General features: G+C 70.9%; 14 protein-coding genes, 1 tRNA gene and 1 riboswitch. Of the genes, 5 read left to right on the forward strand and 10 right to left on the reverse strand.

Translation table 11 applies throughout. From position 1 onward, the window contains the following. Positions 1 to 37: 37 nt before the first annotated feature. From ACIF83_RS00655 to ACIF83_RS00665, 3 genes are read right to left on the reverse strand one after another with little or no spacing between them, the layout of a single operon-like run. Complete coding sequence (locus tag ACIF83_RS00655; RefSeq protein ID WP_393463989.1) at positions 38 to 1,045, reverse strand: ATP-binding cassette domain-containing protein; 1,008 nt, start codon at positions 1,043 to 1,045, stop codon at positions 38 to 40. Beyond that, positions 1,003 to 1,770: an ABC transporter permease gene (locus ACIF83_RS00660; protein WP_393466879.1), complete on the reverse strand. Its 768-nt coding sequence runs from the start codon at positions 1,768 to 1,770 to the stop codon at positions 1,003 to 1,005. Before ACIF83_RS00660 ends, ACIF83_RS00655 begins: the two co-directional genes overlap by 43 nt. Positions 1,771 to 1,819: 49 nt before the next feature. Then, positions 1,820 to 2,620 (reverse strand): ABC transporter permease, encoded by an 801-nt coding sequence (locus ACIF83_RS00665; protein ID WP_399722532.1) that lies wholly within the window; start codon positions 2,618 to 2,620, stop codon positions 1,820 to 1,822. A gap of 739 nt (positions 2,621 to 3,359) precedes the next feature. Between ACIF83_RS00665 and ACIF83_RS00670 the strand changes: the two genes are divergently transcribed. Next, a complete protein-coding gene (locus ACIF83_RS00670; protein WP_399722535.1) occupies positions 3,360 to 6,308 on the forward strand; it encodes a transglycosylase domain-containing protein in 2,949 nt (982 codons plus the stop codon). Between the two features lie 6 nt (positions 6,309 to 6,314). Here ACIF83_RS00670 and ACIF83_RS00675 read toward each other — a convergent pair whose 3' ends face one another. The 3 genes from ACIF83_RS00675 to ACIF83_RS00685 form a co-directional block, all read right to left on the reverse strand. Further along, positions 6,315 to 6,635, reverse strand: coding sequence for a multidrug efflux SMR transporter (locus ACIF83_RS00675; protein ID WP_336116338.1), 321 nt, complete (start codon positions 6,633 to 6,635; stop codon positions 6,315 to 6,317). 37 nt (positions 6,636 to 6,672) lie between these two features. Continuing rightward, positions 6,673 to 6,744, reverse strand: a riboswitch (guanidine-III (ykkC-III) riboswitch). A 46-nt stretch (positions 6,745 to 6,790) separates the two neighbouring features. Continuing rightward, on the reverse strand, positions 6,791 to 7,093 hold the full coding sequence (locus ACIF83_RS00680; RefSeq protein WP_373560395.1) for a co-chaperone GroES: 303 nt from the start codon (positions 7,091 to 7,093) through the stop codon (positions 6,791 to 6,793). A gap of 122 nt (positions 7,094 to 7,215) precedes the next feature. Further along, entirely contained in the window at positions 7,216 to 7,545 is a 330-nt protein-coding gene (locus tag ACIF83_RS00685) for a DUF3618 domain-containing protein (RefSeq protein ID WP_399722538.1), read from the reverse strand. Between the two features lie 92 nt (positions 7,546 to 7,637). Between ACIF83_RS00685 and bcp the strand changes: the two genes are divergently transcribed. Together bcp and ACIF83_RS00695 are read left to right on the forward strand one after the other, a co-directional pair. Further along, positions 7,638 to 8,105: a thioredoxin-dependent thiol peroxidase gene (gene bcp, locus ACIF83_RS00690; protein ID WP_393464001.1), complete on the forward strand. Its 468-nt coding sequence runs from the start codon at positions 7,638 to 7,640 to the stop codon at positions 8,103 to 8,105. A 201-nt stretch (positions 8,106 to 8,306) separates the two neighbouring features. Next, positions 8,307 to 8,391, forward strand: a tRNA-Leu gene (locus ACIF83_RS00695). Between the two features lie 45 nt (positions 8,392 to 8,436). Here ACIF83_RS00695 and rdgB read toward each other — a convergent pair. Both rdgB and ACIF83_RS00705 read right to left on the reverse strand, forming a co-directional pair. Beyond that, positions 8,437 to 9,039 (reverse strand): RdgB/HAM1 family non-canonical purine NTP pyrophosphatase, encoded by a 603-nt coding sequence (gene rdgB / locus ACIF83_RS00700; protein WP_398139003.1) that lies wholly within the window; start codon positions 9,037 to 9,039, stop codon positions 8,437 to 8,439. Positions 9,040 to 9,082: 43 nt separating this feature from the next. Continuing rightward, positions 9,083 to 10,396, reverse strand: coding sequence for a DUF445 domain-containing protein (locus ACIF83_RS00705; RefSeq protein WP_393464007.1), 1,314 nt, complete (start codon positions 10,394 to 10,396; stop codon positions 9,083 to 9,085). Positions 10,397 to 10,593: 197 nt separating this feature from the next. On the opposite strand from ACIF83_RS00705, the gene ACIF83_RS00710 reads away from it, so the two are divergent. Beyond that, positions 10,594 to 11,928 (forward strand): SGNH/GDSL hydrolase family protein, encoded by a 1,335-nt coding sequence (locus ACIF83_RS00710; RefSeq protein WP_398139002.1) that lies wholly within the window; start codon positions 10,594 to 10,596, stop codon positions 11,926 to 11,928. 59 nt (positions 11,929 to 11,987) lie between these two features. On the opposite strand, the gene ACIF83_RS00715 is transcribed toward ACIF83_RS00710, so the two are convergent. Beyond that, positions 11,988 to 12,437 (reverse strand): hypothetical protein, encoded by a 450-nt coding sequence (locus ACIF83_RS00715; protein WP_393464012.1) that lies wholly within the window; start codon positions 12,435 to 12,437, stop codon positions 11,988 to 11,990. 153 nt (positions 12,438 to 12,590) lie between these two features. Here ACIF83_RS00715 and ACIF83_RS00720 point away from each other — a divergent pair, with 153 nt between their 5' ends. Beyond that, positions 12,591 to 13,553 carry a GlxA family transcriptional regulator gene (locus ACIF83_RS00720; protein ID WP_393464015.1) on the forward strand — a complete coding sequence of 321 codons (963 nt, stop codon included), beginning with the start codon at positions 12,591 to 12,593 and terminating at the stop codon, positions 13,551 to 13,553. Positions 13,554 to 13,766: 213 nt separating this feature from the next. Here ACIF83_RS00720 and ACIF83_RS00725 read toward each other — a convergent pair whose 3' ends face one another. After that, the gene (locus tag ACIF83_RS00725; protein ID WP_386581761.1) at positions 13,767 to 14,069 is read right to left on the reverse strand and encodes a hypothetical protein; all 303 of its coding nucleotides are present in this window, start codon (positions 14,067 to 14,069) and stop codon (positions 13,767 to 13,769) included. Positions 14,070 to 14,184: the final 115 nt, after the last annotated feature.

Below are 14,184 nucleotides of genomic sequence, written 5' to 3' on the forward strand. Positions count from 1 at the left end.
GCGAAGAGATGCCCAAGAGATGCCCACGAGAAGACAGCTACGAGACCGCCTTCTCGGCGTACATCTTCGCGATGACGGCCTCGATGTCCGGCTCCCGCACCGACAGGTCCACCAGCGGATACTCGGCCGCGACGGCCGCCACCAGCGGGGCCGCCGACTGCCCCGCCGGGAACGCCAGCCACTGCCGCGGTCCCTCCACCCGCACCACCCGGCACGACGGCACCTCGATCGGCGGCAGCTCCCGCTCCAGGTCCACCACCAGCGTCCGCTCGCCCTCCCCGGCCTCGTGCAGCCCCGCCAGCGGACCGTCGTACATCAGCCGCCCGTGGTCGATCACCATCACCCGCGAGCACACCTGCTCGATGTCCTGCAGATCGTGCGTCGTCAGCAGCACCGTCGTCCCGCGCTCGGCGTTCAACTCCCGCAGGAAACCCCGCACCTTCGCCTTCGACACCACATCCAGACCGATCGTCGGCTCGTCCAGGTACAGCACCTCCGGATCGTGCAGCAGAGCCGCCGCGATGTCCCCGCGCATCCGCTGCCCCAGCGACAGCTGCCGCACCGGCACGTCCAACAGGGCTTCCAGCTCCAGCAGTTCCACGCAGCGATCCAGGTTCTGCCGGTAACGGGCGTCCGGGATGCGGTACATGCGGTGCGCCAGCCGGTAGGAGTCGATCAGCGGCAGGTCCCACCACAGCGTCGTCCGCTGCCCGAACACCACCCCGATCCGGTGCGCCAGCCGCGTGCGCTCCCGTGAGGGATCGATCCCCGCCACCCGCAGCCGGCCCGCGCTCGGCGTCAGGATGCCGGTCAGCATCTTGATCGTCGTCGACTTCCCGGCGCCGTTCGGGCCGATGTAGCCGACCATCTCACCGCGCGCCACGGTGAAGGAGATCGAGTCCACCGCCCGCACCTGCCGCCGCTCCCGCTTCAGGAACCCGGTCTTCCTGCGCACCTCGAAGACCTTCTCGACCCCGTCCACCTCGATGAACGCGTCCACCGCTAACTCCCTGTACTTCGATACGACCGAAGGCCCACCCGCCACGCCAGCCCCGCCGCCGCGCAGCACGCCACCGCCACCAGCGGCGGCGCGAAGGCCGCCCACTCCGGCACGCCGTCCAGCGGATACGGCTGCCCCAGCACGTAGGCCGCCGGCACCCAGTTGACGAAGGCGAGCGGGAGTATGAACGTCACCCCGCGCACCAACTCCTTGCCGAACACGGTCGGCGGGTACTGCAACAGCGTCTGGCCGCCGTACGTGAACGCGCTCTGCACCTCGGACGCGTCCTGCGCCACGAACTGGAAGGCCGCCCCCGCCACGAACACCGCCGAGAAGATCACCCCGCCGCAGACCAGCATCCCCGGCACCATCAGCACCTTGACCGGCGTCCAGCCGATGTCCGACGCGACCAGCGCGTAGCCCAGCACGAGCGCCCCCTGCATGATCCGGCTGATCCGGCGCAGCGCGAACCGGTCGGCGGCGACCTGCGCCAGCACCGGCGCGGGCCGCACCAGCAGGGTGTCGAGCGTGCCGTCGCGCACCCGGGTGCCCAGCCGGCCCGCCGAGCCGATCGCCAGGTCCGCGAACCCGAACGAGGTTGCCGACAACCCGTACAGGAACGCGACCTCGGGCAGCGACCAGCCGCCGAGGACGCCGACCCGGGAGAACATCAGCAGGATCGAGACGAAGTCGAGGCCGGTCACCAGCAGACCACCGACCACGGTCATCACGAAGGACACGCGGTAGGTCAGCGTGGAGCGGATCCACATCCCCGAGATCAGCCGGTAGGCGCGCAGCCCCTCGGCCAGGGCGTTGTACTCAGCCACCCTGCACCACCACCCGTCGCGCGGCCGCCGTCTGCACCAGCCGCCCGGCCGCCAGCAGCACCACCGCCCACGCCGCCTGGAAGACGAAGGCGGGCAGCGGGTCGGCCTCGCCCATCAGCACGTCCGCGGGCACCTGGAGCTGCGCCGCCCACGGCAGCACCCGTACGACCTCACCGAGCGTCCCCGGGAAGGCGTTCAGCGGCAGGGTCATCCCCGAACAGAAGATGCCGGTGACCATCAGCGCCTGCAGCGCCCCCGTGCCGTCCAGCAGCCAGAACCCGGTCAGCGCCACCAGGTAGCGGATCCCGAAACTGACGATCATCGCGAGCGCGACGGAGATCAGGAAGGCCAGCCACCTGCCCGGATCGTCCGGGAGTGCCGTCGGGAACACGAGCGCCCCGAAGGCGAACGGAATCACTCCACGCCCGAGCAGCTGGAACAGAGCCCGCCCCAAATCGTTCGCGAGCCACCACACTTGGAGATCCGCCGGCCGGTACAGATCGATCGCGACCTCACCCGTACGGATGCGTTCCATGAACTCGGTCTCGAAGCCGCCACCCTGGATCGCCAGAGTCGCGTACAGTGCCTGCCCCAGCCACACGAAGGTGACCGCCTGCGCCTGGTCATAGCCTCCGAGGTGCGGTTTCTCGTCCCACAGCGCCAGGTACGTGTAGACGAGAATCAGTCCGAAGACCGTGTTGGTGAACACCCCTGCCGCAGTGGCCGCCCGATACGTCGCGTACCGTCTGAATCCACCCGCCGCGACGGCCACGTACAACCGTCCCGCGCCCACGCCAGTCGACCTCCCTGGACCGCTCGACACCGAAGCGCAGGAGCCTAGTCCGGAGGCCCGGCGACCGGCCACGCATTTTCCGCCCCGGAAGCGTGCCGGAATCAGGGAACGGAACGCCAGGTGCGAGAGTCTTCAAACTGGGGGCGCAGAAGGCGTACGAGGCGTACGGGAAACGTACGACGCGAAACAGGAGTCCGTGCACGAGATGAGCGACGAGCCGCAGCCGCAGCAGCACACCAAGGGCGGGGCACCAGAAGGACCGCTGCCGGCTGATGGGCCCGCAGAGCCGGGCTCCACCACCCGGAGCCGCGAGGAGCGGACTCCGCAGACGCCCGACAGCGATACCGCCGCCGAGAAGGACGGGTCCGGGGACCGGAAGGGTCGGGACGGGGCGCGGGCCGATCAGGGCGCGGACCGGGAGCAGGGCGGTTCGCGGCAGGACCGTCCGGGTCCGGACGCCGGGTCGGCTCAGGGTGCCCGGGGCCGGGACGGTTCGGCGGCTTCGGGTGCCGGTGCCGACCAGGCCGCTCGGGCTCGTCGGGCGGCTCAGGCGAGCCGTGCGGGGAGGACGGAAGGCCGGGGAATCCAAGTGGGTACGGAGGCCGAGGAGTCCCACAAGCCTCAGAAGCCCGAGTCGTCCGTGGAGCCGCAGGGTTCTGCCGAGTCCCGTCAGTCCGAGAGGCCTCGGACGTCCGACAGGTCGCAGGCGTCCGGCAAGGCCCAGGGATCCCAGGCGCCGGTGGGGTCTCGGCTCCCCGGGCAGTCGCAGGGCCCGGCGAAGTCCGGCGAGTCCCAGAAGCAGGCCGACTCGGCCACGACGTCCCAGCGGGCCGGAGTGCCCCAGCAGTCCGGGCGGACCCAAACGGGCGACAGGTCGCACGAGTCCGAGCAGCCCAACGCGGCGGAGAGCACCCAGGTCCTCCGGCGTGTCAAGGCACCCCGGGCCTCCGAGGAGGGGAACCAGGCCGCCGCCTCCCCGGCTCCCGGCGAGGCTCCGGCTCCCGCCGAGACCACTCAGGTCCTCCGCCGGGTCAAGGCTCCTGGCCAGGCCGAGTCGACCCAGCAGAGCCAGTCGGCCCAGCCGAGGCAGCCGAACCGGCCCGGCAAGGCGGGCGCCGCCGGCCGGGCCGCCACGGCCGGCGGTGCTGCGGCGAGCGCCGCCGCCATGGCCGCCGGCGCCTCCGCCGCTGCCGCCCCGAAGTCCCAGGCCGCCTCCGCCTCCGCGGCCGCGGCCGGTGCTGCAGCTGCGGCCGGTGCCCGCGCCAACTCCACCACCCAGCCCCCCACCCCCCTCGCGGACAGCGGCGGCCCCGGCGGCCCTGGTGGTCCCGATGGCCCCGGTGGCCCCGGCGGTGGCAAGGGCAAGAAGCCCAAGCGGCCCAAGCGGACCGGGTGGCGGCGGATCATCCCCACCTGGCGGATGGTGCTCGGCACCTTCGTGATCGGCGTCCTGCTGGTCATCGGCCTGTTCTTCCTCGGCTACTCGCTCGTGAAGATCCCGCCGGCCAACGCCCTCGCCACCAAGCAGAGCAACGTCTACCTCTACGCCGACGGCTCCCAGCTCGCCCGCGACGGCAAGATCAACCGCGAGAACGTCAGCCTCGCCCAGGTCTCCAAGGACGCCCAGCACGCGGTCCTGGCCGCCGAGGACCGCGACTTCTACACCGAGTCCGCCATCGACCCCAAGGCCATGCTCCGCGCCGGCTGGAACACGGCCACCGGCAAGGGCAAGCAGTCCGGCTCGACGATCACCCAGCAGTACGTGAAGAACTACTACCTGGCCCAGGAACAGACGGTCACCCGTAAGGCCAAGGAGTTCTTCATCTCGATCAAGCTGGACCGCAACAAGTCCAAGGCCGAGATCCTCGAGGGCTACCTCAACACCAGCTACTTCGGCCGCAACGCCTACGGCATCCAGGCCGCCGCCCAGGCCTACTACGGCGTGGACGCCGTCGACCTCGACCCGGCCCGCGCCGCCTACCTCGCCGCACTCGTCAACGCACCGAGCGAGTACGACGTCGTGGCCCACCCCGAGAACAAGTCCTCCGCCCTCGCCCGCTGGAACTACGTCCTCGACGGCATGGTCAAGAAGGGCTGGCTCAGCGAGACCAAGCGCGCCGGCATGAAGTTCCCCATGCCGAAGGAACAGACCATCTCCACCGGCCTCTCCGGCCAGCGCGGCTACCTCGTCGAGGCGGTCAAGCACTACCTGACCACCAACAACATCATCGACCCCGACAAGCTGGCCCTGGGCGGCTACCGCATCACCACCACCATCCAGAAGAGCAGGCAGGACGCCTTCGTCAAGGCGGTCAACGACCAGCTGATGTCCAAGCTGGACAAGAAGAACAACAAGGTCGACAACGCCGTCCGGGCCGGCGGCGCCTCCGTCGACCCCAAGACCGGCAAGGTCGTCGCCATGTACGGCGGCATCGACTACGTGAAGCAGTACACCAACGGCGCCACCCGCGGTGACTTCCAGGTCGGCTCCACCTTCAAGCCGTTCGTGTTCACCTCCGCGGTCCAGAACGGCTCGACCACCCAGGACGGCCAGACCATCACCCCGAACACCTACTACGACGGCACCAACAAGCGGCCCGTCCAGGGCTGGAGCGGCGGCCCCTACGCCCCCGAGAACGAGGACTCCAAGTCCTACGGCGACATCACCGTCCGCAAGGCCACCGACCTGTCGGTGAACTCCGTGTACGCGCAGATGGCCGTCGACGTCGGCCCGTCCAAGGTCAAGCAGACCGCCGTGGCCCTCGGCGTCCCCGCCGACACCAAGGACCTCCAGCCCTACCCGTCCATCGCCCTCGGCACCGCCACCGCCAGCGTCCTGGACATGGCGGAGGCGTACGCGACCCTCGCCAACCACGGCAAGCACGGCACGTACACGATGATCGAGAAGATCACCAAGGAAGGCGCCGAGGTCAAGCTCCCCGACGAGCCCGTCAAGCAGGCCGTCAGCCGCGAGGCCGCCGACACCACCACCTCCGTCCTGCAGAGCGTGGTCCAGTCCGGCACCGCCACCGCCGCCCAGGCCGCCGGCCGCCCCGCCGCCGGCAAGACCGGCACCGCCGAGGAGGACACCGCCGCCTGGTTCGCGGGCTACACCCCCGACCTCGCCACCGTCGTCTCCGTCATGGGCCAGGACCCGGTCACCGCGGCCCACAAGCCGCTGTACGGCGCGATGGGCCTGCCCCGCATCAACGGCGGCGGCGCGCCCACCCAGATCTGGGCCCAGTTCACCAAGGACGCCCTCAAGGGCAAGCCGGTCACCGACTTCGACCTCCAGCTGCAGCAGGGCGCCGACGTCCAGGCACCCGGCACGCAGGCCCCGACCGACGGCGCCACCACCACCGGCGGCCAGGACAACGGCGGCGCCACCACCAACGGCGGCCAGGACAACGGCGGCCCGACCGGCACCCCGACCGACGGCACCACCACCACCGGCGGTCAGGACACCGGCGGCCAGGACACCGGCGGCACTCCCGGCGGCGGCACCACCACGGACGGCGGCGGTACGACCACCACCGGCGGCGACACCACCGGCGGCGACACGGCAGGCGGCACCACGGCCGGCGGCACGACCACCGGCGGAGGCACCCCCGCCGGAGGAACGACCACGGCCGGCGGCACCCCCGGTGGCACCACAGGCACCACCGGCGACGCCGGAGGCCAACCTTAGGAAGGGTCAGTGACCGCTGGTCGCCTTCAGCCCCACGACGGCGACCAGCAGCAGACAGACGAAGAAGATCCGGGCGGCGGTGACCGGCTCACCCAGCACCACCATGCCGAGCACCGCCGCCCCGGCCGCCCCGATCCCCACCCACACGCCGTAGGCGGTACCGATCGGCAGCGACCTGGCGGCGTACGACAGCAGCACCATGCTGGCCACGATCCCGGCACCGGTGAGCACACTGGGCACGACCCGCGTGAACCCGTCGGTGTACTTCATCCCGATCGACCAGCCGACCTCGAGCAGACCGGCCACGACAAGCAGCACCCAGGCCACGACAACACACCTCCGAGACGAACGGACGACTCTCTGCGGTGCGTCGTCTTTGCCTGCATCCCGGTACGGCGCGTCTCGTCGGGCTCCTTCGAACATAGCAAAGGAACGACAAAGGGGCTGGTGACAACGGTCACCAGCCCCTTCTCGGCTTCTGATCAGAGGTAGAGGCCCGTGGAGTCCTCGCCGCCCTCGAACCGGTCGGCGGCCACCGCGTGCAGATCACGCTCCCGCATGAGCACGTAGGCCACGCCCCGCACCTCGACCTCGGCCCGGTCCTCCGGGTCGTACAGGACCCGGTCACCCGGTTCCACGGTCCGTACGTTCTGCCCCACCGCGACGACCTCGGCCCAGGCCAGCCGCCGCCCGACCGCCGCGGTCGCGGGAATCAGGATGCCGCCGCCCGACCGCCGCTCGCCCTCACCGGCGTCCTGCCGCACGAGAACCCGGTCGTGCAGCATCCGGATGGGCAGCTTGTCGTGCTGAGGGTTGCTGTGCTCGTTTCTGTTGGCGCTCACGCCTCGAACCTACCTGCCTCGGACGGACTCGTACGACCCCGGGCCACCACTCGTCTCCGCCCTGGTCAGCGCTTACGCCGCCGCGAGCCCACCGCGAGCAGGCCCACGACCCCGACGACGGCCAGCGCGACGGGCACGACCCGCTCGAGCCGCGGCGCGCCGTCCTCGTCCACGAACTGCGCCCGCACCTCACTCACCACCCGGTTGACCTGGACATAGGCCCGTCCGACCGTGTGATCGATATTGGCGACGACCTTGGCCTTGGCGTCCGCGACGATCGTCTGCGGATGCACCCGCACCCCGATCTCGTCGAGCGTCTCGGCCAGCGCTTCGCGACGGAGCTTGATGTCCGCCTCGATCTGCGCCGGGGTTCTGGTGTCCGACGTGTCCGCCACCGTACGGCCTCCGAAGTCTCCTGATGCTGTCCTGGACAGTCTGTCAGCTCCTGCCGCCACCGCGCCGCAACGCCCCCCGTTACGCTGGACCGATGAGCGAGCGACTCCAGCCCGGGGACGTGGCCCCCGCCTTCACCCTGCCCGACGCCGACGGCAACGAGGTGTCCCTGTCGGACCACAAGGGCCGCAAGGTCATCGTCTACTTCTACCCCGCGGCCCTGACTCCCGGCTGCACCAAGCAGGCCTGCGACTTCACGGACAACCTCGAGGTCCTGGCCGGCGCCGGCTACGACGTCATCGGCATCTCCCCGGACAAGCCGGAGAAGCTGGCGAAGTTCCGCGAGAAGGAGTCCCTGAAGGTCACGCTGGTGGCCGACCCGGACAAGAAGGTCCTGGAGGCGTACGGCGCCTTCGGCGAGAAGAAGCTCTACGGCAAGACCGTCGTCGGAGTCATCCGCTCCACAGTGATCGTCGACGAAGAGGGCAAGGTCGAACGGGCCCTCTACAACGTCAAGGCCACCGGCCACGTAGCCAAGATCATCAAGGACCTGGCGATCTGAGCCCCAGTCGGCACACTTCTGCTGCCCAACGGCCCGCACCGGGATACCCCGGCGCGGGCCGTTGCGGAAAGGTGCCTGCGCCCCAACTGCCATTCTTTGAGGGAGACCTGGTGTCACGGGAAAGGGAAAGCCCCTCTCGCCGTGTGATGTGCCCTGCCCTTAGACTGAACGCTGCCGGTCGAGCGTGATGACCGTTTTTGAGCGGCCGTGATGGAATTTGGCAGTCATGCTGGGTTTAGGTCCCAGTGGGTTCACACCCGTGTGGGTTCGAGTCCCACCGGCCGCACGTACGTAGAGGGGCCGCCCGGACAGGCGGCCCCTCACCTGTATGTCAGCCCAACAACTCCCGCACAACCGGCACCAAGGCCCGAAACGCCTTCCCCCGATGGCTGATCGCGTTCTTCTCCTGCGGGCTCAGCTCGGCGCACGTCCGAGTCTCCCCGTCGGGCTGCAGGATCGGGTCGTAGCCGAAGCCGTTCGTGCCGGACGGGGCGTGTCGCAGTGCGCCTCGCAGTTGACCCTCGACGACCCGCTCCGTGCCGTCCGGCAGGGCAAGTGCCGCCGCGCAGGCGAAGTGGGCGCCCCGGTGTTCGTCCGCGATGTCGGAGAGCTGGGCCAGGAGCAGGTCCAGGTTGGCCTTGTCGTCGCCGTGGCGGCCTGCCCAGCGGGCGGAGAAGATGCCGGGGGCGCCGTTCAGGACGTCGACGCACAGGCCCGAGTCGTCGGCGACGGCGGGCAGGCCGGTGGCCTGGGCCAGGGCGTGGGCCTTGAGGAGGGCGTTCTCGGCGAAGGTGACGCCGGTCTCCTTGACGTCGGGGATGTCGGGGTAGGCGTCCGCGCCGACGAGCTCGTGGGGGAGTCCGGCTTCGGCGAGGATGGCCCTCAGCTCGGTGAGCTTTCCGGCGTTGCGGGTGGCGAGGATCAGGCGGGTCATGGGGGTCAGTATTCCTGGGCGGCCGGGCATCGGGAGGCGGGGGTCAGGCTCCGAGGCTCCGTGAGATCACGTAGATCAGCAGGCCCGCGAGTGAGCCGACCACCGTGCCGTTGATCCGGATGAACTGCAGGTCGCGGCCGATGTGGGCCTCGATCTTGCGGGTGGTGTGCTCGGCGTCCCAGCCGGCCACGGTGTCGGTGATCAGGGAGGTGATCTCCTTGCGGTAGGTCGTGACGATGTGCACGGCCACGCCCTCGACCCAGCTGTCGACTTTCTCCTGCACCTTCGGTTCGGCGGCCATCCGGGAGCCCAGGGACAGCAGTGCGGCCCGTACCCGCAGCCGCAGCTCGCTGCGTTCGTCCTCGGCCGCGACGACGATCATGGAGCGTACGGCCGTCCAGGCGGAGGCGATCAGGTCCTGCACCTCGCCGCGGCCCAGCACCTCGCCCTTGAGCCGCTCGACCCGCGCGCGGGTGTCCGTGTCGGACTGGAGGTCGGAGGCGAAGTCGGTGAGGAAGCGGTCGAGGGCGCCGCGTGCGGGGTGGGAGGGCATGTCGCGCATCTCGGTGACGAAGCGCAGCAGCTCCTTGTAGATGCGTTCGCCGACCTTCCGGTCCACGAACCGCGGGGTCCAGCCGGGCGCGCCGCCCTCCACGGCGACCATCACGTCGTCCCGGTGGATGACCAGCCAGTCGTGGGCGCGGGCGACCACCAGGTCGACCACCCGTTTGTGGCCGCCGTCGGCGACGATCTTCTCCAACATCTTGCCGATGCCGGGCGCGATCTCCTGGGCGTCGGCGCGCCGGGTGATCGCCTCTCCGACGACGGCCTGTACGTCGGAGTCGCGCAGCACGGTCAGGGCGCCTCTGACGGCGGTGGCCAGTTCCGCGGTGACCCGGTCGGCGTGGTCGGGCTCGGCGAGCCAGGCGCCGAGCCGGCTGCCGATGCCGACGGCGCGCAGTCGCTGTCGTACGACGTCCTCGGAGAGGAAGTTCTCGCCGACGAACTCGCCGAGCGAGACGCCGAGCTGGTCCTTCTTGGTCGGGATGATCGCGGTGTGCGGGATGGGCAGTCCGAGCGGGTGCCGGAAGAGGGCGGTGACCGCGAACCAGTCGGCCAGGGCGCCGACCATGCCGGCCTCGGCGGCGGCGGCCACATAGCCCGCCCAGGGGCCGGCGCCCTCGTGCGAGGCCCAGGTGGCCAGCACGTAGACGACCGCCACGAACAGCAGCAGGCCGGCCGCCGTCAGCTTCATGCGCCGTACCCCGCGCCGGCGCTCCTCGTCGGCCGGGGTGAAGGCGGTCATGGTCCGGTACGACGTGGTCCGGCTCGGTGTTTCCGTCTCCGTACGTTCCATCAGCTCCACCCGTTCGGTGATCCCGCACACAATTGTCCCTTCCTGACCGACTCCCGGAACGGAACAGGAGTTCCCGGCGTCTGTCTGGACGGGGGTTTTGGGCAGGGCCCTGTCAGCTCTCCCGGGCCCATGAGCGATCATGGGCTCTTCGGACCGGAGCCTGGGGCTCCCATTTCCCGGGGGAGAACGACACAAGCGTGACCAAGCGTCGTGGTTATGCGGTACTCAGCGCGCTCGTCGCGCTGGTCGTGGTCGTGTGCGCCGCCATCTACGTCACCGTGGCGACCGACGACGGCACCCCTCGCGGCACCTTCGCGGGCGGCCGCCCGCACCACGACTCGTCCGTCGCTCCTGCCTCGACCGGCACCTGGGTCGGTGCCTGGTCCACGGCGCCGATGGGCGGTGAGCCGGGCACGGAGACGGAGGGCCTGGCCGGCCGCTCGGTGCGGAACGTGGTGCACGCGAGCACCGGAGGGACGAGCGCCCGGATCACGCTGTCCAACCTGTACGGCCAGTCCCCGCTGACCATCACGCACGCCTCCCTCGCCCTCTCGGCAGGCGACGGCACCGCCGCGGCCGACGCGGAAACGATGCGGCGCCTCACCTTCAACGGCAGCACCGACGTCGTCATACCGCCCGGCGGGCAAGTGCTCAGCGACGCCGTGCGCCTGACCATCCCGCACGGCACGGACGTCCTGGTCACCACGTACTCGCCCACCCCGTCCGGCCCGGTGACGTACCACCCGCACGCGCGCCAGCTGTCGTACGTCGCCCAGGGGGACCGCACCGAGGACGCGACCGGCACCCCGTACACCGAACAGACCCCGTACTGGCGCTATCTGACGGCCCTCGACGTCCTGAGCAACGAGGCCACCGGCACGGTCGTCGTGTTCGGCGACTCCATCACCGACGGCATAACCTCCACCGTCGGCGCCAACCACCGCTGGACCGACGTTCTCTCCGGCCGCCTGCGCACGGCCGTCGAGAGCGGCGACGCGCTGCCCCGCTACGGCATCGTCAACGAGGGCATCAGCGGCAACCAGGTCCTCGCCGACGGTTTGGGCCGCCCGGCGGAGAACCAGAGCGGCCTCGGCCGCTTCGGCCGGGACGTGCTCTCCCGGACCAACGTCAAGGTCGTCGTCATCGACCTCGGCATCAACGACATCCTGCGCAACCCGCACCTCGCCGACCCGAACCGGATCGCCGACGGCCTGCGCACCCTGGTCCGCCAGGCCCACGCCCGCGGCCTGAAGGTGGTCGGCGCCACCCTCATGCCCTTCGAGGGCCACCAGGGCTGGACCCCGGCCCGGGAGGAGGTGCGCCGGCAGGTGAACGCCGAGATCCGGGCAGGCCGGGTGTACGACGCCGTCGTCGACTTCGACAAGTCGCTCCGGGACCCCTACGATCCCCGCCGCCTGCGCCCCGAGTACGACTCCGGGGACCATCTGCACCCCAGCGACCTGGGCTTCGGCAAGATGGGCGAGGTCTTCGACCTGAACGCGCTCAAGGGTGCGGGGCAGGCGGAGCTGTAGGCACTGCCGGCACTGTTCCGAGCGCCGGGCGGTCGTGACCCGCCGCCGACAACAGCGACTCAGGCTCCGGTCGTCGACCCCGGCCGCACGATCATCAGGATCGTCACGGCCGCCCACAGCAGGTTGAACACCCCCGTGAGCATGGCCAGTCGTACGGTCTTCTCGCGCGTCCCCGCACCCTCCACGAGCGCGGTCTGGGCGGGCAGTACCAGCGCGGCGAGCACGAGGGCGGCCAGCGCCGTGAGCGCTATGGACACGATCAGCCAGGCGCTGCCGAGCACGCCCATGGTGCTCGCGGTGGCGAACCCGAAGACCGGGACGACGACACCGGCGACGGCGTAGACCTTGCAGATCCGGTGCAGCAGCTGCAGCGTCTCCGCGGCCCGGACGTCGTCCGGTGCGGCCAGGGCCCGGCGAGCGGCGGGCGGGAACATGCTGGCGGCGACGGTGACGGGCCCGATGGCGACGATCGCGGCGAGGACGTGGACGGCGAGGAGGAACTTGGTCACGGGGGGAGGCTAGGCGGGCGGCGGATCTCGGGAAAAGTGGCGGTACTGCCACCGGACAACGGATTCTCGCCAGTTCTCTGTTCGCGGGTATCAGCAGAGAGCGGCCTGCCCGGCCAGGTTGGCGACAATCCGTCGTACGGCTAGTTTCCTGCCATGCACACCGTGGCCGTCCTGGCGCTGGACCAGGTGATCCCGTTCGACCTGTCCGTCCCGATCGACGCCTTCGGCTGGGCCCGGCTGCCGGACGGGCGGCCCGCCTACCGGGTGCGGGTCTGCTCCCCGGCGCCGGAGGTGAGCGCGGGCGCGGGGGTCTTCACGGTGCGGGCGCCGTACGGCCTGGAGGCACTGGCGGACGCGGACACGATCATGCTGCCCGGCGTCGCCGACCCGGCCGCGCCGCTGCCGCCGGGCGTCGCGCAGGCGGTGTGCGCGGCGGCGGCGAACGGGACGCGCGTCGCGTCGATCTGCGTGGGCGCGTTCGTGTTCGCGGCGACGGGGCTGCTGGACGGGTGGCGGGCGACGACGCACTGGAGGGCGGCCGGGGACCTCGCCGCGATGTACCCGAAGATCACCGTCGACCCGAACGTCCTCTACGTCGACAACGGCCAGTTCCTCACCTCGGCGGGCGCGGCCGCGGCCATGGACATGTGCCTGCACATGATCCGCAGGGACCACGGCTCGGCGGTCGCCGCGCATGCGGCACGGTCGGCCGTGATGCCGCTCGAACGGGAGGGCGGGCAGGCCCAGTTCATTGTCCACGACCTGCCTCCGGCCCCGGCCGGCGCGACCCTGGAGCCGCTCCTGACCTGGCTGGAGGACAACTGCGACCGCGACCTCACCCTGGACGAGATCGCGGCACAGGCCCGCATGAGCAGCCGCACCCTCAACCGCCGCTTCCGCGAGCAGACCGGTACGACACCGCTGCAGTGGCTGCACCGGGCGCGGGTGCGGCGGGCGCAGTACCTGCTGGAGACGACGCCGTACCCGGTGGAACGGATCGCGGCCCAGGCGGGCTTCGGGTCGCCGACGGCTTTCCGGGAACGGTTCCGCCGGGTGGTGGGGACGAGTCCGCAGGCTTATCGGCGGTCGTTCCGGTCGGCGAACGGGGTGGGGTGATCCAGCCCTGGCGGTCGGCGAACCGGGCGGGCTGATCGGCCCCGACGGTCGGCGAACGGGGTCGGTCGACTCGGCCCCGACGGTCGGCGAACGGGGTCGGCGGGCTCAGCCCCGACGGTCGGCGAACGACGTGGGGATGTGTCAGCCCCGACGGTCGGCGAACGACGTGGGGATGTGTCAGCCCCGACGGTCGGCGAACGACGTGGGGGTGTGTCAGCCCCGACGGTCGGCGACGGCCCAGGACGCCAGGGCCACGGCGCCCGCGACGCCGAAGACCGACGGCCAGGCGCCGACCTTCTTCGCCAGCGGGTGGGATCCGGCGAACGCGGCGACGTACGCGGCGGTCAGCGCACCGGCGGCCTTCCCGCCCGCCTGCTGGCGCCACTGCTGCGCGGCGGCGGCACCGGCGACGGCCAGGACAGCCCCGCCGAGCTGTCGCTTCTTGGTCCAGCGGGCGACGCCGTAACCACCGACGAGCCCGGTCGCGGCGATCACCGAGCTGGGAACCTTCGCCATGTCTGCCTCCCTTTGTCTGTGCTCCGAGGCTAACGCCGGGGTCACCGGACAAGCTGAACCTGAGTCGAGGCTTGTCAAGTTTCCGTCTGCTGCTCGACGGGCGAGTCCGGCGGCG

It is taken from the genome of Streptomyces sp. NPDC085866 (genome assembly GCF_044541035.1).
Classification (GTDB): Bacteria; Actinomycetota; Actinomycetes; order Streptomycetales; family Streptomycetaceae; genus Streptomyces.